Raw genomic sequence first — 19,281 nt, 5'->3', positions numbered from 1 at the left:
GCTACGCGGAACGCGCATGGGCGCGTTCCGCTCTTTTATCTCCCGAGATTGACTAGGCGCCGACCGGCTGCCCGTCCTTGCGCCGGATGGCGACGACGGACGGCCGCGGCAACTGGCCGTCTTTGAAATCGGGCCACAGCGTCTGCACCTTGTCGAGCGTCTCGGCGTCTTCCGCAGGGTGCTGTACCGACAGGAACAGCGTGGTGCCGTCCGGCGTGAAGCACGGGCCGGTTGCTTCCGCGCCATGCGGGCAAGTGAACAGCAGTTTCGGCAGGCCGCGCGCGGCACCCTCGGTGTCGACGCCATAGACGCCGTCCGGCAGGTCGAAATCATTGGCGCCGTCGGTCGCCACCCACAGCCGCCCGGCCGGATCGAAGGTGATGTTGTCGGGGCAGACGAACCAGCCATTGTCCGACGTATCGGGATGGAAGGTCGCGCCGACCTTGGCATCCCTGGGATTGCCACAGAGCACGAACAGGTCCCAGGCATACTTTTCCGCCGTGTGGTCGGCATCCGCGCCGCGGCCGCCGGGCGGGATCAGCTCGACAATATGGCCCCAGAGGTTTTCCGGCCGCGTGTTGGCCGGATTGACCTTCGACTGGTCGCGCTTCTTGTTCTTGGTCATCACCGCATAGACGCGGCCGGTCACCGGATTGGTCTCGATGTCCTCGGGCCGGTCCATCGGCGTGGCGCCCAGCGCGTCGGCCGCAAAACGCGTCTTCAACAGCACTTCGGCCTGGTCGGCAAAACCGTTCTCGGCAGTGAGCTTCCCCTGGCCATGCACCAGCGGCAGCCATGTCATCGAGCCGTCGGCATCGAAGCGGGCGACCGACAGCACGCCCTCGTCGAGCAGGTCGGCGCCTGAGGCCGGGTTAGCCTTGTCATAGGGCTTTGCCGAGACGAAGCGGTACATGTATTCGAAATAGTCGTCGTCACCCATATAGACGACGACGCGGGCGTCCTTGTTGAGGACCACGGTCGACGCCTCATGCGACATGCGTCCGAGTGCAGTGCGCTTTACCGGCTTGGACTGCGGGTCGTAAGGGTCGATCTCGACCACCCAGTCGAAGCGGTTGGCCTCGTTCGGCTCCTTGTCGAGGTTGAAGCGGTCGTGGAAGCGGCCGCGGCCATAGATGTCGGAGCCGTCGAAGCCGTAACGGTCGAGCAGTTCGGCGGTCGGCGCCTTCTTCGGGTCGCCGCCGAAAATGTCCGACACGCCTTCCTCGCAGGTCAGCACCGTGCCCCAGGGGGTAAAGCCGCCGCTGCAGTTGTAGCTGGTGCCGAGCACCTTGGTGCCGGTGGCGTCGGCTGAAGTCATCATCAAGGCATGGCCGGCGGCCGGCCCGGAAACGGTCATTTCGGTGTTGGCGGTGATGCGGCGGTTGAGCGGGCTGTCAGCCACGGTTTCCCACTTGCCGTCCTTCAGTTGCACTTCGACGATCGAATGGCCCATCGCGGCCATGCCGAGATCGACCTGTTCCTTGGTCATCGTCTTGCCGGCGTCGTCCTCGGTCATCCCGGAAAACATCACATTGGGCGAGATGTATTCGTTGTTGACGCAGAGCAGACCGTGGTCGGAGTTCACCGTGCCCTTGGGCAGCGGCATGAAGGCGATGTAGTCGCAATTGTAACCGAAGCGTTTCTCCTGCTCGTCGGCGGCGACTTTGTTGCCGTCGAACTCGGCGAGGCCTGCGGCAAGCGGGTCGCCCCAGCGCGCGACGATGGTCGTCTCATAGCCCTCAGCGGCGGCATGGGTTTTGTCGTAGACCCGCTTCAGCTCGGGAAAGCCGAGCGTCGACTGCGCTGCCGCGGCATGCGTTTCGCCGGCAAACAAGGAGCCGACAAAGCTGCCGCCGGCAATCAAAGCGCCGGAGGCAAGGCTGCCTTTCAAAAGAGACCGGCGCGAGAGGCGCTCGGCAATGATTTCGCGGATGACGGGGGAGGATGAAGACGGTGCGTTGGCCATGGTGTCTGCCTCTCAGGGTGGATGTTACGGCGCACCGCTGCCCTAGTCTGCTTCGGCAACATCTGCATGACATGAGAGGAAGGTTTTGGCGCAAGCGTTGGCGAGAGTGGTTTGCTCGGCTCAGCCCTTGGTGCAGGTCGAGGCGGTGAAGGCACCGTCGGGCTGCTTCAGGATGATGTCGAAGGACGGGGTGGTCTCGCCGTCCAGCGTCGCCTGCGTCATCGAGACGGAGTTGCCGCCGGTGGTGTAGCCGCCCAGCGGTCCCAGCCAGGTGATCTCGCCATTGGCGTTCATCTGATAGTTGTAACCTTGCAGCGCGGTGCCGAACGTCACCGGGCCGGTATAGACATTGCCCTTGATGGTGATGTCACCGAGGTTGAGGAAGGCGCCGAGCAGATAGACTTCGCAGTGATAGGTGCCGTCCGGCAGCTTGCCATCGCTGAAATCGGCGCGCGCGGCGTCGCTCGTTGCCATCAGCAGCAGGATGCCGGAAATGCATGAGATGCGGGATGTCATCGGGTCACTCGTTTGCGGAGTGAGCTTGCCCCATTTTTGCGCCGTGCCGCAATATTGTTCGTCCGCATGCCGCTGGCTGAGTTCAAAATCTAGGCACTTGTCATAATTGGGCGAAAATTAGGCAAAAGCCTTGTGCGCTGCGCAAATTTCCCTCAATCAATTTTTAACCGGCTGCCTTTGTTTTCTTTAGGCTAATATAATAATCGGCTGATAACGTTAGATTATTCCCCATTTCCGAGCGCTGCATTTGCGTTTGGCACGGCTGTTGCATTGCATGGTTGCGCTGCAATCAACCAGCTTGGGAGTGTTCGGTATGAGGGGTAATTTCGCTACAATAACAAAAATGTTTTCGGCCGGCGTGGTCGCTGCCGGCCTGTCGATGTCGTCTCCGGCCAAGGCCGCCGAAGACACGATCAAGGTCGGCATTCTGCATTCGCTGTCGGGGACCATGGCGATTTCGGAGACGACGCTGAAAGACGCCATGCTGATGCTCATCGAAGAGCAGAACGCCAAGGGCGGCCTGCTCGGCAAGAAGCTGGAAGCGGTCGTTGTCGATCCGGCGTCCAACTGGCCGCTCTTCGCCGAAAAGGCGCGCGAGCTGATCTCCAAGGACAAGGTCGCCGCCGTGTTCGGCTGCTGGACCTCGGTGTCGCGCAAATCGGTACTGCCGGTGTTTTCCGAACTCGACAACATCCTGTTCTATCCCGTCCAGTATGAGGGCGAGGAAAGCGAGCGCAACGTATTCTACACCGGCGCCGCGCCAAACCAGCAGGCTATCCCCGCCGTCGACTACCTCATGAGTGAGGATGGCGGCTCGGTGAAGCGCTGGGTGCTGGAAGGCACCGACTATGTCTATCCTCGCACCACCAACAAGATCCTCGAGGCCTATCTGAAGGCCAAGGGCGTCGCCGCCGAAGACATCATGGTCAACTACACGCCGTTCGGCTTCTCCGACTGGCAGACTGAAGTCTCGGCGATCAAGAAATTCGGTTCGGCCGGCAAGAAGACCGCCGTCGTCTCGACCGTCAATGGCGACGCCAACGTTCCCTTCTACAAGGAGCTCGGCAACCAGGGCATCAAGGCCGAGGACATCCCGGTCATGGCCTTTTCGGTCGGCGAGGAAGAACTAGCCGGTCTCGACACCGCGCCGCTGGTCGGCCATCTCGCCGCCTGGAACTATTTCGAGAGCGTCGACACGCCGGAAAACAAGAAGTTCATCGCCGACTGGCACAAGTTCATCAAGAACGACAAGCGCACCACCAATGACCCGATGGAAGCCCACTATATCGGCTTCAACATGTGGGTGAAGGCGGTCGAGAAGGCCGGCACGACCGATCCGGACAAGGTCATCGACGCCATGGTCGGCGTGTCCGTGCCGAACCTGACCGGCGGCTATTCGACGATGATGCCGAACCACCACATCACCAAGCCGGTGCTGATCGGCGAGATCCAGGCCGACGGCCAGTTCGAGACCGTGTCGCAGACGCCCGGCCTCGTGATGGGCGACGAGTGGTCCGACTATCTGCCTGACTCCAAGGACCTGATCTCGGATTGGCGTGCGCCTCTGTCCTGCGGCAACTTCAACGTTGCCACCGGCAGGTGTGGCGGCAAGGGCACGAACTGATCCTCCCCGGCCTGGACCGTCAGGTCCATGGCCATCTGGCCGGTTCCAAGGCCAGAGACCGCAAGGCGTCCGGGCGCTTCAGCCCGCCCGGGCGCCAAATTCCACCTCCCGGAAAAGTACCTGAGCGGATGATCCTGTTGCGCACTCTCGGCCTCATGCTGGTGTTCCTGATGGCAAGCCTGTTGCCGTCGAACGCAGCCGAAGCTGATCTGCGCGCCGTCATCGCCAAATTCGCCACCGGCTCAGGGTTTTCGGCGACCGAAGCCGTGGTGCGTGAGCTCGCCGCCACCGGCGATCCGCTGGTCGAACGTCCGCTTGCAGCGCTCGCCGAAGGCAATCTTTACATCCGCAAAGACGATTCAGCCGTCTTCGTCGGCAATGAGGCCGGCGACAGTGTCACGCTGCTCGATCCGCTGAGCGGTGAGAGCGCCGGCGACGCCGCCAAGGCCGACATCACCAAGATCAAGGTCAACAACACGCTGCGCCGCGTCATCCGCGATGCGCTGGGCACGCTGACGTTGCGTGCGAAAGATCCGGCTGTCCGCATTGCTGCCGCCGACACAATGTTCAAGACGCCCGATGCCGCCAACATCGAGCCGCTCGACGCGGCCATTGCCGCCGAGACCGACGCCAAGGTCAAGGCGCTATTCGAGCAGGCGCGCGCTGCGTCGGTCCTGGTCTCCGACAAGCCCGAGGCCGACAAGCTTGCAGCCATTGCGCTCATCGGCGCGCGCGGCGACCGCGACGCGCTGTCGCTGCTCACGTCGGTCGAGGCCAACGCGCAAGGCGCGGTCAAGGACGCCGCGAGCGCTGCGATCGCCAGCATCAATTCGAGCCTGGCGCTGTGGGATGCCGGTCAGAACATCTGGTACGGCATATCGCTCGGCTCGGTGCTGCTGCTGGCGGCCATCGGCCTTGCCATCACCTTCGGCGTCATGGGCGTCATCAACATGGCGCATGGCGAGATGGTCATGCTCGGCGCCTACACCACCTTCGTCGTGCAGCAGGTGATCCGAACCTCATTCCCCGGCCTGTTCGACTGGTCGCTGGTCATCGCGTTGCCGCTCGCCTTCCTGGTTGCCGCCTCTATCGGCCTGATCATCGAGCGCGGCGTCATCCGCTTCCTCTACGGCCGGCCGCTGGAAACGCTGCTCGCGACCTGGGGCGTCTCGCTGGTCCTGCAGCAGGCAGTGCGGTCGATCTTCGGGCCGACCAACCAGGAGGTCGGCAATCCCTCCTGGATGTCGGGCTCCTTCGATGTCGGCCAGCTCGCCATCACCTGGAACAGGCTGTGGATTCTGGTCTTCGCGCTCACCGTCTTCGGCGTGCTGCTCTATGTCATGAAGCGCACGCCCTGGGGTCTGCAGATGCGCGCCGTCACCGCCAACCGCCGCATGGCCGCCTCGATGGGCATCCGCACGCCTTGGGTCGACGCGCTGACCTTTGCGCTGGGCTCCGGCATTGCCGGCATTGCCGGTGTCGCGCTCAGCCAGATCGACAATGTCTCGCCCAACCTCGGCCGCGGCTACATCATCGACAGTTTCATGGTCGTCGTCTTCGGCGGCGTCGGCAATCTGTGGGGCACGCTGGTCGGCGCCTTCTCTCTCGGCATCGTCAACAAGGTTTTGGAGCCCTATGCCGGCGCGGTGCTCGGCAAGATCGTCGTGCTGGTCCTCATCATCCTGTTCATCCAGAAACGCCCGCGCGGCCTGTTCGCGCTCAAGGGCAGGGCGGTGGAAGCATGATCACAGGACGCTTCTTCGCTGCCGGCGCGGACCGCCGCATCGCCATCACGATTCTCATCCTGTTGGCCGCCGCCATCATCGTGCCGCTGCTCAACCTTGCGGTGTCGCCGACCAGCGCCTTCTACATCCCGCCCTATATCGTGGCGCTGACCGGCAAATATCTCTGCTACGCATTGCTTGCCTTGGCGCTCGATCTCGTCTGGGGCTATTGCGGCATCCTCTCGCTCGGTCACGGCGCCTTCTTCGCGCTCGGTGGCTATGCGATGGGCATGTATCTGATGCGCCAGATCGGCTCGCGCGGCGTCTACGGCAACCCGATCCTGCCCGATTTCATGGTGTTCCTGAACTACAAGGAATTGCCGTGGTTCTGGTATGGCTTCGATCATTTCTGGTTCGCCGCCGTCATGGTTCTGGCCGTACCTGGCCTGCTAGCCTTCGTCTTCGGCTGGTTCGCCTTCCGCAGCCGCGTCACCGGCGTCTACCTCTCCATCATCACCCAGGCGATGACATATGCGCTGCTGCTCGCCTTCTTCCGCAACGATATGGGTTTTGGCGGCAACAACGGCCTGACCGATTTCAAGGACATTCTGGGCTTCAACGTCCAGGCCGATGCCACCCGCTCGGCACTGTTTGCCGCCAGCGCGGTGATGCTGGCGCTCGCCGTCTTCATCACCTGGGCGATCGTCGGCTCCAAATACGGCAAGCTCTTGATGGCTGTGCGCGATGCCGAAAGCCGCACGCGCTTCCTCGGCTGGCGGGCGGAAAATGTAAAACTGTTTGCCTTTACCGTCTCGGCTGTCATGGCGGGCATTGCCGGCGCGCTTTACGTGCCGCAGGTCGGCATCATCAATCCCGGCGAGTTCGAACCATCCAACTCGATCGAAGTTGTGATCTGGGCGGCCGTCGGCGGGCGCGGCACCATCGTTGGCCCGATCGTCGGCGCGCTGCTCGTCAATGCCGGCAAATCCTGGTTCACCGGCGTGCTGCCGGAATTCTGGCTGTTCGCGTTGGGCGGCCTGTTCGTCGCCGTCACCCTGTTCCTGCCCAAGGGCATCATCGGCATGTGGGATTCCTGGCGCGGCAATGCCAAGGCGATGCGGGCAGCCGCGATCGCTGAGGAGGCTGGCACCGATTCCGACGCCCCGCCACCGGCGAAGATCGTCCGCTCCGCGGCGACAACGCCCGGTGCCTGGTCCGCGTCCGGCCCCGAACCGCAGCCGGCGGAGTAGAGCGATGTCGAAGTCCAACACCATCCTCTATCTCGACGGCGTCTCGGTCTCCTTCGACGGTTTCCGCGCCATCAACAATCTGTCACTGGTGCTCGACAAGGGCGAGATGCGCGCCATCATCGGCCCCAACGGCGCCGGCAAGACGACTATGATGGACATCGTCACCGGCAAGACCCGTCCCGACGAGGGCGAGGTGTTCTTCGACGGCCAGGTCGATCTGACAAGGCACGATGAGGCTGAGATCGCCATGATGGGCATCGGCCGCAAATTCCAGAAACCGACCGTCTTCGAAAGCCACAGCGTCGAAGACAATCTGATGCTGGCCCTGAAGGGGCCGCGCTCGATCTTCCCGGCGCTGTTCCATCGCCGCTCGGCCGCCGAGGCGCGGCAGATCGACGACATCCTCGGCGTCATCCGGCTCGGCGACAAGCGTCACGATCTGGCGGCCAATCTCAGCCACGGTCAGAAGCAGTGGCTGGAGATCGGCATGCTCTTGGCGCAGGACCCGAAGCTGCTTTTGGTCGACGAGCCGGTGGCCGGCATGACCGATGCCGAGACCGAGGAAACAGCGCGCCTGCTCAAAGACATAGCGCGTGACCATTCGGTCATCGTCGTCGAGCACGACATGCATTTCGTGCGAGAGCTCGGCGTCAAGGTCACCTGCCTGCATGAGGGCTCGGTGCTGTCGGAAGGGACGCTGGATTTCGTCTCGGCCGACGAGCGGGTCGTCGAAGTTTATCTGGGGAGATGAGCATGGTGTGGCGGGTGCAATTCCATCGCTTCGACCTGTCTTTCCTTCGCTTCTGGAAAAGGCGCTGACATGCTCGAAGTTTCCAACGCCACGCTCCACTACGGTGCCGCCCAGGCGCTGCGCGGCGTGTCGCTGAAGGCGGGCGCCGGCAAGATCACTTGCGTGCTCGGCCGCAACGGCGTCGGCAAGACCAGTTTGATGAGATCGATCGTCGGCCACCACCGGCTGACGAGCGGAAGTGTTGCCTTCGAGGGGAAGGCGCTCGACCGGAGCGCGGCGTATGATCGCGCCCGGTCGGGCATCGCATTCGTGCCGCAGGGCAGGGAGATCTTTCCCCTGCTGACGGTACGCGAGAACCTGGAGTCCGGTTTTGCGCCGTTGAAGCGCGCCGACCGCAATGTGCCTGCGCATGTCTTCGAACTGTTCCCGGTGTTGAAGCAGATGCTGGGACGCCGTGGCGGCGATCTCTCCGGCGGCCAGCAGCAGCAGCTCGCCATCGGCCGGGCGCTGGTGATGCGGCCGAAACTGCTGGTGCTGGACGAGCCAACCGAAGGCATCCAGCCCTCGATCATCAAGGACATCGGCCGCGCCATCCGCTATTTGCGCGACCAGGCCGGCATCGCAGTGCTTCTGGTCGAGCAATATCTCGATTTCTGCCGCGAGCTCGCCGACGAGGTCAACATCATGGACCGGGGCCAGATCGTCCATACCGGCCCGGCCGAAGATCTCGACAGGGCGGATGTCAGGAAGTTTCTGACGGTCTAACCATTTTCCACTCAGTTCATCCTCAACGCTGGCACTAGCAATACTGCATGCTAGTCTTTCTCAGGCCCCGGTGAGTCGGCCGCTTCCGTATCAGTCTGTAGCAGATGGAGGGAATGCGCTGGCTCAGCCTGCAAGTTCCGCGCAAGCAAGCCACCCTAGCTTTCCCTCGCAGTTCTGATTGTCGGTCAATGCGTCCAGATAATCTTGCCAGGAGAATAGGCTATGGAACGGTTCGTCGAGGACCACCAGAAACGACGGCTGACAGAGCGCGTCGACATCATCACCGCCATCAACATTCTGCGCTCGCAAGGCTACCAGCAGGATGAGTTGATCGGCGAAATCACCAAGGTTTTCTATGTCGATCTCGATACCTACAACGAGATCGTCCTGGCTGCCTGACCGCTGAGGCCGAGTATGTGTTGAGATTCAGGTCAGGCCGGCTGAATATCGGCACAGCCTACCCGGCGCGCCGGAATGCGAGCACCCGGTTGCGGCCGCCGCGCTTGGCGCCGTAGAGCGCCTTGTCGGCGGCGCTGAGCACCTTGTCGAACTTGGTGCCGCCTTCGCTGCCGAAAGCGTAGCCGGCGCTGACCGTGCAGGCCAGCAGGCGGGTCTCGGTATCGATCCGGCGCGAGGCAAAACTGGCCCGGATGCGTTCGGCTATGAATTCCACCTTCTCAGGCAAGATGCGATCGAGGACCAGCGCAAACTCCTCTCCGCCCATGCGCGCGGCGACGTCGCCCGGCTGGAGATTGGCGGTCAAATCCTTGGCGAACAGTTTCAGCACTTCGTCTCCGGTGGCATGGCCGAACTCGTCGTTGATGGCTTTGAAGCCATCGAGATCGAACACGATCACGGCGGTGAAGGCCTCGACCGCCGTTTTGCCATACAGGTCGAACAAAGCGCGTCGGTTGAGCAGGCCGGTAAGCGGATCGGTTAGCGCTTCGCGGCGGTGATGCTGCGCCAAGCGCCCCTGGTTGAGCGCCAGCGACAAGGCGCCGATGCCGGTCATGCAGGCGATGACGATGATGAGGCTGAGATCCTCGGCCCAGTTGCTCGGCGCATGGCCAAGCACCAGCCTGCCATCCCAGACCAGCACTCCGGAGCACAGCACGAAGGATATTGCGGTGGCCGTGTAGAGCCCGGCAATGCCGATGATCGGAGCCGGGAATTCGGTCCGTCCCTTCCAGTATTCATAGGCTGTTGCAAACAAGAGCAGCGCGGCAAACGCATTTTCCAGCATGAAGCCCAGCCCGTCATAGCCAAGCGCCATTGGCGGCAAGGCGATCGCCAGCGGACCGCCGGCGCCGATAGCGATGCGCGGCAGCGGCGAGGCGCCGGTCGTGAATTGGTGGGCGGCTCCCAGCATGGTCGCGAAGGCGAGCAGCAGGAAGGTGAAGGTGGCGAGGCCGAGCAGGCGTCCGGGCGCGTCGATATAGGCCTGGTAGGCCAAGACGTCGGCGACGATCAGAAGCACGCTGACAGCCCATGTCAGCAGGAATTTTTCCGAGCGCGCGGTAAGCCAGATGCCGAACAATGTCATGCAGAGGCAAGCGGCGGAAAAACCGACAGCCAATAGAAGCGAATTGTAGTCGAGCGACATGCCCTCGTCCTTGCCCGCGGCGACCTGGCTCTTGCAACCGGGCCGGACCGGATTCATGCAGCAAGGAGGTATCGATAAGGTTACGATGGCGGGGAAGATACTACGTTTGGCTTGATTTAGAGCAATTCTGGGTTGAAACGCATGTCCGTCCGGATTGCGTCAAAATGGAGAGTTGGAGCGATAGGGCGAACCGCTCAGCCGCTCAGCTCACCCGCTTCATCAGCGCCATGGCGCCGAACGGCGCGCGCACCTTGCCCTCGGTGATGAAGTAGGCGAACACGTCGCGCGGCTTCACCGGCGCGTCGACGGACGGATCGGCGCGCCGCAGATCGGCCGGCTGCTTGCCTTCCGCCCAGGTTTTTACCCGCGCCGCCCACTCGTCCAGACCCTTCGGCGTGTAGCAATCGGGATTGTCGTCCGAGCCGGTCTGCAGCCGCGCATAGATGAAATCGCCGGTGATGTCGGCAATGTCAGGGTATTTGGCATGGTCAGCATAGACGATCGCCGCCTTGTATTTGCGAGCGAGTGCGGCGAATTCCGGCACGATGAAACTGTCGTTGCGCACTTCGAGCGCATGGCGAAGCGCCACCCCGTCCTGCTTTTCCGGCAGCAGTTTCAGGAAGGCTTCGAAATCGTCGGCGTCGAACTTTTTCGTCGGCGCGAACTGCCACAGGATCGGGCCTAGCTTCTCGCCGAGCGCCGCGACGCCGGAGCTGAGGAAGCGCGTCACGGACTCGCCGGCCTCGCCGAGCACGCGCCGGTTGGTGACGAAGCGGTTGCCCTTCAGCGAATAGACGAAACCGTCCGGCGCTTCGCTTGCCCATTTGACGAAGGTCGGTTCCTTGAAGCTGGAATAGTAGGTGCCGTTGACTTCGATGGTCGGCACCTGGCGGCTGGCATAGTGCAGCTGCTTGGCCTTCGACAGTTTGTCCGGATAGAAGGAGGTATCCCAGGGTTCGAAAGTCCAGCCACCCATGCCTGAGCGGATTGTCCCGGATTTGCTCATATCGTCCTCCCGAATTCAGAAAAATCAGGCCGTTGTGCTCGCGCCGACAGGTTTTGCCATGTCGACCACCGTCCATCCCGGCCGGTGGGGATTGGCCCGGCGACCCGTTTCGCTGAAACCATAGGCCGTGTAGATCGCGATGTTCCGCTCCATGCGCGAATTGGTGTAGAGCCGCACCTCCGGAACGCCCCACAGCCGCGCCTGTTCCTCGGCGAAGTCGAGCAGCGCGGTGCCGAGTTTCTTGCCTTGGAAAGCGGGAGAGACCGCGACACTGAAGATCATCGCATGATCGGGATGCCGCTCGATGACGATCAGCCCGGCAAGATCCGCGCCGCTCTCCAAGAGCCAGACCTCGCCGCGTTCGATGCGCGGCGTGTAATCCTCGGTGACCGGAATAGGTGGTGCGCCTAACAGCGGCGTGTAGTGCTCATAGGCGGCCTGCGTCAGCGAGACGACTGCGTCGAGATCACCGGCAAGCGCCTGTCGGAATGTCATTCAAAACTCTCCAGGCGCTCGACCGGTCTGCCTACTATTCCGCCGCTTCGCGCTTTCCCCCCGGCCGCCGCTCCAACAGCTCCTTGAGGAACTGGCCGGTATAGCTGCGCTTTTCGCGCACGATGGCTTCCGGCGTACCCTGTGCCACCAGTTCGCCGCCGCCGTCGCCGCCTTCGGGGCCGAGGTCGAGCACCCAGTCGGCGGTCTTGATCACTTCGAGATTGTGCTCGATGACCACCACCGTGTTGCCTTGGTCGACCAGTTCGTGCAGCACTTCCAGAAGCTTGGCGACGTCGTGGAAATGCAGGCCGGTTGTCGGCTCGTCCAGGATGTAGAGCGTCTTGCCGGTCGCCTTGCGCGACAGTTCCTTGGCGAGCTTGATGCGCTGCGCCTCGCCGCCCGACAACGTCGTCGCCTGCTGGCCGATATGGATGTAGCCGAGACCAACCTGCTTCAGCGTGTCGAGCTTGTCACGGACGCCGGGCACGGCGGCGAAGAAATCGACGCCTTCCTCGACCGTCATGTCGAGCACGTCGGCGATCGACTTGCCCTTGAACACGACATCGAGCGTCTCGCGGTTGTAGCGCTTGCCATGGCAGACATCGCAGGTGACGTAGACGTCGGGCAAAAAGTGCATCTCGATCTTGATGACGCCGTCCCCCTGGCACGCCTCGCAGCGGCCGCCCTTGACGTTGAACGAGAAACGACCGGGCTGGTAGCCGCGCGCCTTGGCCTCGGGCAAGCCGGCGAACCAGTCGCGGATCGGCGTGAAGGCGCCGGTATAGGTGGCGGGGTTCGAACGCGGGGTGCGGCCGATGGGCGACTGATCGATGTCGATGACCTTGTCGAGGAATTCGAGGCCCTCGATGCGGTCATGGTCGGCCGGATGCTCGCGCGAGCCCATGATGCGTCGCGACGCCGCCTTGAACAAAGTCTCGATCAGGAAGGTCGACTTGCCGCCGCCCGACACGCCGGTGACGGCGGTGAACGTGCCGAGCGGGATTTCGGCGGTGACGTTCTTCAGATTGTTGCCGCGCGCGCCGACGATCTTCAGCCGGCGGCCCTTCTTGGGCTCGCGCCTGACACCAGGTGTGGCCACCTCAAGCGCGCCCGACAGATATTTGCCGGTCATCGAATTCGGGTTGGCCATCACCTGCTGCGGCGTGCCCTGGGCGATGATCTCGCCGCCATGGATGCCGGCGGCCGGACCCATGTCGACGACATAGTCGGCATGCAGGATGGCGTCCTCGTCATGCTCGACGACGATCACCGTGTTGCCGATGTCGCGCAAATGCTTCAGCGTGTCGAGCAGGCGGGCATTGTCGCGCTGATGCAGGCCGATCGACGGCTCGTCCAGCACATAAAGCACGCCGGTGAGGCCGGAGCCGATCTGCGAGGCCAGGCGGATGCGCTGGCTCTCGCCGCCCGACAGCGTGCCGGAATTGCGCGACAGCGTCAGATAGTCGAGGCCGACATCGTTGAGGAAGCGCAGCCGGTCGCGGATCTCCTTGAGCACCCTGACGGCGATCTCGTTCTGCTTGTCGTTGAGCTGCGCCGGCAGGTCGGTGAACCATTTGTCGGCGTTGCGGATCGACTGCTCGGTGACCTCGCCGATGTGCTTTCCGGCGATTTTCACCGCCAGCGCTTCCGGCTTCAGCCGGTAGCCCTTGCAGACCGGGCAGGGCGTTGCCGACATGAAGCGCTCGATCTCCTCGCGCATCCAGGCGGATTCGGTTTCCTTCCAGCGCCGCTCCAGATTGGGAATGACGCCTTCGAACGTCTTGGTCGTCTTGTAGGAGCGCAGGCCGTCATCATACTGGAAGGTGACCTCGCGCTCGCCGGTGCCGCGCAGGACGGCTTCCTTGGCCTCTTCGGTCAGGTCCTTGAATTTGTCGCCGAGTTTGAAGCCGTATGCCTTGCCCAGCGCTTCCAGCGTCTGCGCGTAATAGGGCGAGGTCGATTTCGCCCACGGGCTGACGGCGCCATCGCGCAGCGAGACGTTTTCGTCCGGCACGATCAGGCTGGCGTCGATGGCACGCTGGCTGCCGAGACCGTCGCAGGTCGGGCATGCGCCGAACGGGTTGTTGAACGAGAACAGCCTCGGCTCGATCTCCGGAATGGTGAAGCCGGACACCGGGCAGGCAAACTTTTCGGAGAACAGGATGCGCTCATGCGTCTCGTTCTTCGACTTGTTGACCGAGTCTTCGCCGGTCTGGCTGGCGTCGAGCGGCCGGTCGGCGAATTCGGCGACCGCCAGCCCTTCGGCCAGCTTCAGCGCCGTTTCGATGGAATCGGCAAGTCGGGTCGCAAGATCACCGCGCACCACGATGCGGTCGACGACGACGTCGATGTCGTGCTTGTACTTCTTGTCCAGCGCCGGCACGTCGGCAATCTCGTAGAAGACGCCGTCGACCTTGACGCGCTGAAAGCCCTTTTTTTGCAGCTCCAGCAGTTCCTTGCGGTACTCGCCCTTGCGGCCGCGCACGATCGGCGCCAGCAGGAACAGGCGCGTGCCTTCCTCGACCGTCAGCACCCGGTCGACCATCTGGCTGACCGTCTGGCTCTCGATCGGCAGGCCGGTGGCCGGCGAATAGGGGATGCCCACGCGCGCGAACAGCAAGCGCATATAGTCGTAGATCTCGGTGACGGTGCCGACCGTCGAGCGCGGGTTCTTCGACGTCGTCTTCTGCTCGATGGAGATGGCAGGCGACAGGCCGTCGATCTGGTCGACGTCCGGCTTCTGCATCATTTCGAGGAACTGGCGCGCATAGGCCGACAGGCTCTCGACATAGCGGCGCTGGCCCTCGGCATAGATGGTGTCGAAGGCAAGCGACGATTTGCCGGAGCCCGACAGGCCGGTCATGACGATCAGGCTGTCACGCGGCAGGTCGAGATCGACATTCTTCAGATTGTGTTCGCGTGCACCGCGAATGGAAAGGTATTTATGGTCGGCCATCGCCGGTCGCCGCCTCAGATCTGGTATCAGTGGGATCGGCGGGGTTTTCCCGGCCATCCCCTATGTAGGTATTTTTGCCGCCACGTCGAGAGACGCCATACTTCTCGACCAAAGTCGTTTAACCGTCTTTCGCGCGAAGGGGCAAGCGGAAAGAACAAAGGCCGAACACGCTCCTGACAAAGCTGTGCGGAAACCTGACAGGGGTCTTTCAAGAACTGACCCTGACGTAAGGTCCCGGCGATCACATTTTTCGGTAACCGGCTATTCAAATGTTGACGCCGCCGACTCAGGGGCGCAGTCTCTGAAGGTCAACGAAGCCGGCCGTCTTTCGATGGCCTCGCCGCCCATAGGTGGCCTGCGAGACGCCGCAGGTTTTGCGATTTGTGCTTCGGACGACAACGTTGCAACGGACATAGGAGCGGAGCATGACGCCACCGGATAGTCCTTTGAGGCTCCACATCTCGTTGGAGCCGCGGCGGGCATAAGTGCCAGGGTTCAGCGTTTTCGCCACCCGACAAACCGTGACCTGCCATATCCCATGAAAATCAGAGACTGCTAGTCGGATCGTCGGCTGAATGCCGCGAAGCATCCGAGATAAAAGTCGGTATAAACACTACCGGCAAGTTGGATCTGGGATCCAAAAAAAGCCCCGACCGTTTGCGGAAGCAACGGCGGGGCTGCTCTTTTGTGCCGATATCGATGCGAGGCGGCAGCCAGATCAGGGCGGCGCCGACTTGTGAATGGAGCCTTGATCCGCCTCTAACGATTGGAAGGCTTGTTTGCGCCCACCCCGACATCGACGGTGATGCTGCCGGAAATCCGGACACCGGTATCGCCGATCTTGAATGTCCCGTTCTCGCCGGCGGGCAGCGCGTCGTCGGGCTCAGGCTGCGGCGTCGGCTTGGCGATACGGTAGTCGCTGGTCACGCCGGGCAGGGCGCCCGTCTGCGGCTGCGATGTGCTGTTCCCGGCAAGAGCCGCGCTACAGGTCGCAGCGGTGATCGCAATGGCTGTCATCAGTCTGTTCCGGCGGTAACGCATTGCAGGACTATAGTGTCGCGCTCCATGCGAGGCCAGACCGGCGGCGTCGAAATTGACGCGACGGCGGCGCGCGTTCAATCCCGCTAGGCCGCCGCCTGCTTGCGGGTGTCGAAAACATGGTCGACGAGGCCCCAGTCCTTGGCTTCGCGCGCGGTCATGAAGAAATCACGGTCGAGCGTGCGTTCGACGTCTTCATAGGTGCGGCCGCAATGCTGCGCATAGAGCTCGGTCATCTGCCGCTTGGTGCGCAGAATGCCTTCGGCATGGCGCTGGATGTCGGAGGCCTGGCCCTGGAAGCCGCCCAGGGGCTGATGCAGCACGATGCTGGCGTTGGGCAGCGCGATGCGCCGGCCCGGCGTTCCCGCCATCAGCAGGAACGAAGCCATCGAGGCGGCAAAGCCCATGCACACCGTCGACACTGGACAGCTGACATATTGCATCGTGTCGTAGATGGCGAAGCCACTGGTCACCACGCCGCCCGGCGAGTTGATGTAGAGTGAGATTTCCTTGTCGGGATTGTCCGATTCCAGCGACAGAAGCTGGGCGCAGACCAGCGCCGACATGCCGTCATTGATCTCGCCATTGATGAAGATGATGCGCTCGCGCAGCAGCCGCGAGAAAATGTCGAAGGCGCGTTCGCCGCGGCTCGATTGCTCGATCACCATCGGGACCAGATTAGCAAAGCCGCTCATCTCATTGTCTCCGTTTGTTTTTCTTCGGCTCAGGCCGCGCGCATCAATAGATATGGCGCGTTGGCGGCGATCAGCGGTTTGGGCTTGTATGCCCTGAGCGAAAGCCGGCAACCGGCGCTCGCCATCGCCACCGCGGGCGTTGCCGCCTGCACAAACCCGTCATGGACGATGCGCAGATGCGTACCGCCGGAAACGGTGCGGGCGAGCGTGAACGTGACGATGCTGTCCAACCCATCGGCATCGCCGGTGTCGGACCGCTCGCGCCAGGAATAGCGCAGCAGTCGCCCCGGTTCGGCATCGAGCACTTCGCATTCGATCGGCGCGTCCGGCCCGGCAAAGGCAAAGCGGCTGCCGGTTTCCGGCTTGATGTCATTTGGCATCATCCACGCCGCCAAAAGCTCCGGCACGGTCAGCGCCCGCCACACCTTTTCCGGTGCGTCCGGCAGGTCGCATTCGAAGGCGAGTGTATCCTTGGCGGCCGGAGCCTGCTTTTCATCGGTCATTGGTCCACGTCCTTCAAAACGGCCTTTAGTCTTTCGATGCGCTCCGGCCAGAATGCGCGGTAGCGTTCGATCCAGCCGAGCAGCGGCTCGAGCCCTTGCGGATCGGCGCGGTAGTACGCGTTGCGGCCGGACCGCCTTTCGCTGACCAGACCGGCGCCGCGCAGCACGGCGAGGTGTTGTGACACCGCCGGCTGCGACACGCTCAGGCCGGTGCGCAGTTCCGACACGCTCATCTCGCCGGCGGCAAGCCGTTCGTAGACGGCGCGGCGCGTTGGGTCGGCCAGGGCGCGAAAAATCTCTGCTTCGATCATGACAAAAGCATAAGTCGATACTTATTGATTTGGCAAGCGGTCTTTTATGGCGCCGCCGGAAGCCAGCGCCTCACCGGCTCGGCGGCCCCTTCGAAAGTCGCCTCGAAGATCGGCGACGCCAGCACGGCCTGGATGTGAAGCGTTTCGGTGCCAACGTTTCTAAACCCATGTTTTCGTTGGGCAGGAATGAGAAGCGATTGTCCGGCAATCAGTGTCAGACGTCCTTCGTCGATCCACATTTCAGCGATCCCGGCGATGACAGTCAGCACTTCCTCGACTGGGTGTTGGTGTGTCGGAGCCCCGACGCCGGGCTGAACCCACTGTTCGAACAGGCAAAGCTGGCTCGCTCCATTGCCGGCGGAAACTTGCATGCGGGTTTCCACGCCCGCTCGCCATTGCTCTCGCGGCTGGTCCAGATGCGCAATGACTTTCATTCGCCTCCGCCTTTCGATCCCGGCACAGTCGCAATTTCAGACGCACACCCTACCTCTTGCTGACATTCTTGACAGCCGGGGCAGACAAGAATAGAACAAAAAAAGAACAAAAACCTTGTGGGAAAAGCCAGCCGCGGCAAGCGAGGATCGCCTGCAGGCTGTAAGGTGAGCGACTTAAAATTTGTTTCGGATGAGCGCGGAGAAGTGTCATGGCGGGTAGCGTCAACAAGGTCATTCTGGTCGGAAACCTCGGCGCGGACCCTGAAATCCGCCGCCTGAACTCCGGTGACCCGGTCGTCAACATCCGCATCGCCACGTCGGAAAGCTGGCGCGACAAGAATTCCGGCGAGCGCAAGGAAAAGACCGAGTGGCACAACGTCGTCATTTTCAATGACCAGATCGCCAAGGTCGCCGAGCAATATCTGAAGAAGGGCATGAAGGTTTACGTCGAAGGTCAGCTGCAGACACGCAAATGGCAGGACCAGACCGGCGCCGACAAATACACGACGGAAGTCGTGCTGCAGAAATTCCGTGGCGAGCTGCAGATGCTCGATTCACGCGGCGAGGGCGGCGGCCAGGTCGGCAATTATGCCGGTGGCGGCGGTGCGAGCCGTGGCTCGGATTTCGGCCAGTCGAGTCCCAATGAAAGCTTCAACCGTGGCGGTGGCGGCGGTTCCAAGGGTGGTGGCGGCGGTGGTGGTTCGTCGCGCGAACTGGACGACGAAATCCCGTTCTGAGTATCAAGGCCACGTGAAGGGCATTTGAGGAGAGGGCGCGATGTCGCTCGGACCGCTTCTATCGGCGCCCCCTCCCATTCCATGGCACGCCTTCGCGGCCCTAGCCGCGCTTGCCTTGGGCGGCGCCCAGCTGGCGCTGCCGAAAGGCACGACGCGCCACCGCGTGATGGGCTATGCCTGGGCGGCGCTGATGCTGGTCATCGCCGCCTCCAGCCTCTGGATCCAGCAGATCCGCCTCATCGGCCCGTTCAGCCCGATCCATATCTTGTCGATCATAGTGTTGATCACCGTTCCGCTTGCGGTCTGGCACGCGCATAGGCATTACGTAGCCAAACATCGCAGGGTCATGATTTCGCTGTATGTTTTTGCGCTGGTCGGCGCCGGCGTGTTCACACTGCTGCCCGGCCGCATCATGCATGCGGTCGTGTTCGGCTAGGGATGTCTTTCCAGGAGGATGATTGCCGTGAAAGCACGGATCAAATGGGTCGAAGAGCGCACTTTCGTCGGCGAGTCAGGCAGTGGCCACAAACTCGTGCTGGGAACCGCCTCCGGTCCTGAAGGCAAGACGCCGGGCCCGAGCCCGATGGAGCTGGTGCTGATCGGCACTGGCGGCTGCTCGGCCTATGATGTCGTCCACATTCTCGAAAAAGGCCGCGAGGCGATCGAGGATTGCACCGTCGAACTCGACGCCGACCGGGCGGAAACCGATCCAAAAGTCTTCACCCGCATCCATATGCATTTCACCGTCACGGGCCGCGCCCTGTCGCACGACAAGGTCCAGCGTGCGATCAACCTGTCGATCGAGAAATACTGCTCGGCGTCCGCCATGATGGCGAAGACCGCCGTCATCACCCACGATTTCGAAGTCGTCGACACGGCGGTGAAGTAGGCAGTAGGGACGGCGCGT

General features: G+C 62.5%; 20 protein-coding genes. 9 read left to right on the top strand and 11 right to left on the bottom strand.

Features of this window, described 5'->3' with window-relative positions:
* Nucleotides 1–52: 52 nt before the first annotated feature.
* Both JQK88_RS11835 and JQK88_RS11830 read right to left on the bottom strand, forming a co-directional pair.
* Nucleotides 53–1,966, bottom strand: a complete 1,914-nt coding sequence (locus tag JQK88_RS11835; RefSeq protein ID WP_203278380.1) for a PhoX family protein — start codon at nt 1,964–1,966, stop codon at nt 53–55.
* Nucleotides 1,967–2,086: 120 nt separating this feature from the next.
* Nucleotides 2,087–2,482 carry a hypothetical protein gene (locus tag JQK88_RS11830; RefSeq protein WP_192253716.1) on the bottom strand — a complete coding sequence of 132 codons (396 nt, stop codon included), beginning with the start codon at nt 2,480–2,482 and terminating at the stop codon, nt 2,087–2,089.
* Nucleotides 2,483–2,795: 313 nt separating this feature from the next.
* On the opposite strand from JQK88_RS11830, the gene urtA reads away from it, so the two are divergent.
* From urtA to JQK88_RS11800, 6 genes are all read left to right on the top strand, one after another.
* Nucleotides 2,796–4,106, top strand: a complete 1,311-nt coding sequence (urtA, locus tag JQK88_RS11825; protein ID WP_112561521.1) for an urea ABC transporter substrate-binding protein — start codon at nt 2,796–2,798, stop codon at nt 4,104–4,106.
* A gap of 128 nt (nt 4,107–4,234) precedes the next feature.
* Nucleotides 4,235–5,851 (top strand): urea ABC transporter permease subunit UrtB, encoded by a 1,617-nt coding sequence (gene urtB / locus JQK88_RS11820; protein WP_203278379.1) that lies wholly within the window; start codon nt 4,235–4,237, stop codon nt 5,849–5,851.
* Nucleotides 5,848–7,080 carry an urea ABC transporter permease subunit UrtC gene (gene urtC / locus JQK88_RS11815; RefSeq protein ID WP_192253718.1) on the top strand — a complete coding sequence of 411 codons (1,233 nt, stop codon included), beginning with the start codon at nt 5,848–5,850 and terminating at the stop codon, nt 7,078–7,080. Before urtB ends, urtC begins: the two co-directional genes overlap by 4 nt.
* Nucleotides 7,081–7,084: 4 nt before the next feature.
* Nucleotides 7,085–7,831, top strand: coding sequence for an urea ABC transporter ATP-binding protein UrtD (gene urtD / locus JQK88_RS11810; RefSeq protein ID WP_192253719.1), 747 nt, complete (start codon nt 7,085–7,087; stop codon nt 7,829–7,831).
* Nucleotides 7,832–7,900: 69 nt separating this feature from the next.
* Nucleotides 7,901–8,596 (top strand): urea ABC transporter ATP-binding subunit UrtE, encoded by a 696-nt coding sequence (gene urtE, locus JQK88_RS11805; protein WP_013895283.1) that lies wholly within the window; start codon nt 7,901–7,903, stop codon nt 8,594–8,596.
* Nucleotides 8,597–8,818: 222 nt separating this feature from the next.
* The gene (locus JQK88_RS11800) at nt 8,819–8,995 is read left to right on the top strand and encodes a hypothetical protein (RefSeq protein ID WP_112561526.1); all 177 of its coding nucleotides are present in this window, start codon (nt 8,819–8,821) and stop codon (nt 8,993–8,995) included.
* Nucleotides 8,996–9,053: 58 nt separating this feature from the next.
* On the opposite strand, the gene JQK88_RS11795 is transcribed toward JQK88_RS11800, so the two are convergent.
* The 9 genes from JQK88_RS11795 to JQK88_RS11755 form a co-directional block, all read right to left on the bottom strand.
* Entirely contained in the window at nt 9,054–10,199 is a 1,146-nt protein-coding gene (locus JQK88_RS11795; protein WP_192254337.1) for a GGDEF domain-containing protein, read from the bottom strand.
* A 202-nt stretch (nt 10,200–10,401) separates the two neighbouring features.
* A complete protein-coding gene (locus tag JQK88_RS11790; protein WP_192253720.1) occupies nt 10,402–11,205 on the bottom strand; it encodes a DUF72 domain-containing protein in 804 nt (267 codons plus the stop codon).
* A 24-nt stretch (nt 11,206–11,229) separates the two neighbouring features.
* Entirely contained in the window at nt 11,230–11,700 is a 471-nt protein-coding gene (locus JQK88_RS11785; RefSeq protein ID WP_192253722.1) for a GNAT family N-acetyltransferase, read from the bottom strand.
* 34 nt (nt 11,701–11,734) lie between these two features.
* A complete protein-coding gene (gene uvrA / locus JQK88_RS11780) occupies nt 11,735–14,656 on the bottom strand; it encodes an excinuclease ABC subunit UvrA (RefSeq protein ID WP_203278378.1) in 2,922 nt (973 codons plus the stop codon).
* 759 nt (nt 14,657–15,415) lie between these two features.
* Entirely contained in the window at nt 15,416–15,673 is a 258-nt protein-coding gene (locus JQK88_RS11775) for a hypothetical protein (RefSeq protein ID WP_246749805.1), read from the bottom strand.
* A gap of 107 nt (nt 15,674–15,780) precedes the next feature.
* Nucleotides 15,781–16,389, bottom strand: a complete 609-nt coding sequence (locus tag JQK88_RS11770) for an ATP-dependent Clp protease proteolytic subunit (protein ID WP_192253728.1) — start codon at nt 16,387–16,389, stop codon at nt 15,781–15,783.
* A 29-nt stretch (nt 16,390–16,418) separates the two neighbouring features.
* Nucleotides 16,419–16,892 carry an SRPBCC family protein gene (locus tag JQK88_RS11765; protein WP_203278377.1) on the bottom strand — a complete coding sequence of 158 codons (474 nt, stop codon included), beginning with the start codon at nt 16,890–16,892 and terminating at the stop codon, nt 16,419–16,421.
* Nucleotides 16,889–17,203, bottom strand: coding sequence for an ArsR/SmtB family transcription factor (locus JQK88_RS11760; RefSeq protein WP_203278376.1), 315 nt, complete (start codon nt 17,201–17,203; stop codon nt 16,889–16,891). The genes JQK88_RS11765 and JQK88_RS11760 overlap by 4 nt, the downstream gene beginning before the upstream one ends.
* A gap of 44 nt (nt 17,204–17,247) precedes the next feature.
* Nucleotides 17,248–17,637, bottom strand: a complete 390-nt coding sequence (locus JQK88_RS11755; protein WP_203278375.1) for a cupin domain-containing protein — start codon at nt 17,635–17,637, stop codon at nt 17,248–17,250.
* A 209-nt stretch (nt 17,638–17,846) separates the two neighbouring features.
* On the opposite strand from JQK88_RS11755, the gene ssb reads away from it, so the two are divergent.
* From ssb to JQK88_RS11740, 3 genes are read left to right on the top strand one after another with little or no spacing between them, the layout of a single operon-like run.
* The gene (ssb, locus tag JQK88_RS11750) at nt 17,847–18,374 is read left to right on the top strand and encodes a single-stranded DNA-binding protein (RefSeq protein WP_192253736.1); all 528 of its coding nucleotides are present in this window, start codon (nt 17,847–17,849) and stop codon (nt 18,372–18,374) included.
* 40 nt (nt 18,375–18,414) lie between these two features.
* A complete protein-coding gene (locus JQK88_RS11745; RefSeq protein ID WP_192253738.1) occupies nt 18,415–18,810 on the top strand; it encodes a DUF2306 domain-containing protein in 396 nt (131 codons plus the stop codon).
* A 27-nt stretch (nt 18,811–18,837) separates the two neighbouring features.
* Entirely contained in the window at nt 18,838–19,263 is a 426-nt protein-coding gene (locus JQK88_RS11740; RefSeq protein ID WP_192253740.1) for an OsmC family protein, read from the top strand.
* Nucleotides 19,264–19,281: the final 18 nt, after the last annotated feature.

Origin of the sequence: Mesorhizobium caraganae, assembly GCF_016836705.1 — a bacterium.
In the GTDB taxonomy this organism is placed as follows: Bacteria; Pseudomonadota; Alphaproteobacteria; order Rhizobiales; family Rhizobiaceae; genus Mesorhizobium; species Mesorhizobium caraganae.
The sequence above is the reverse complement of the archived record's forward strand: the minus strand, read 5'-3'. Positions and strand labels throughout refer to the sequence as shown.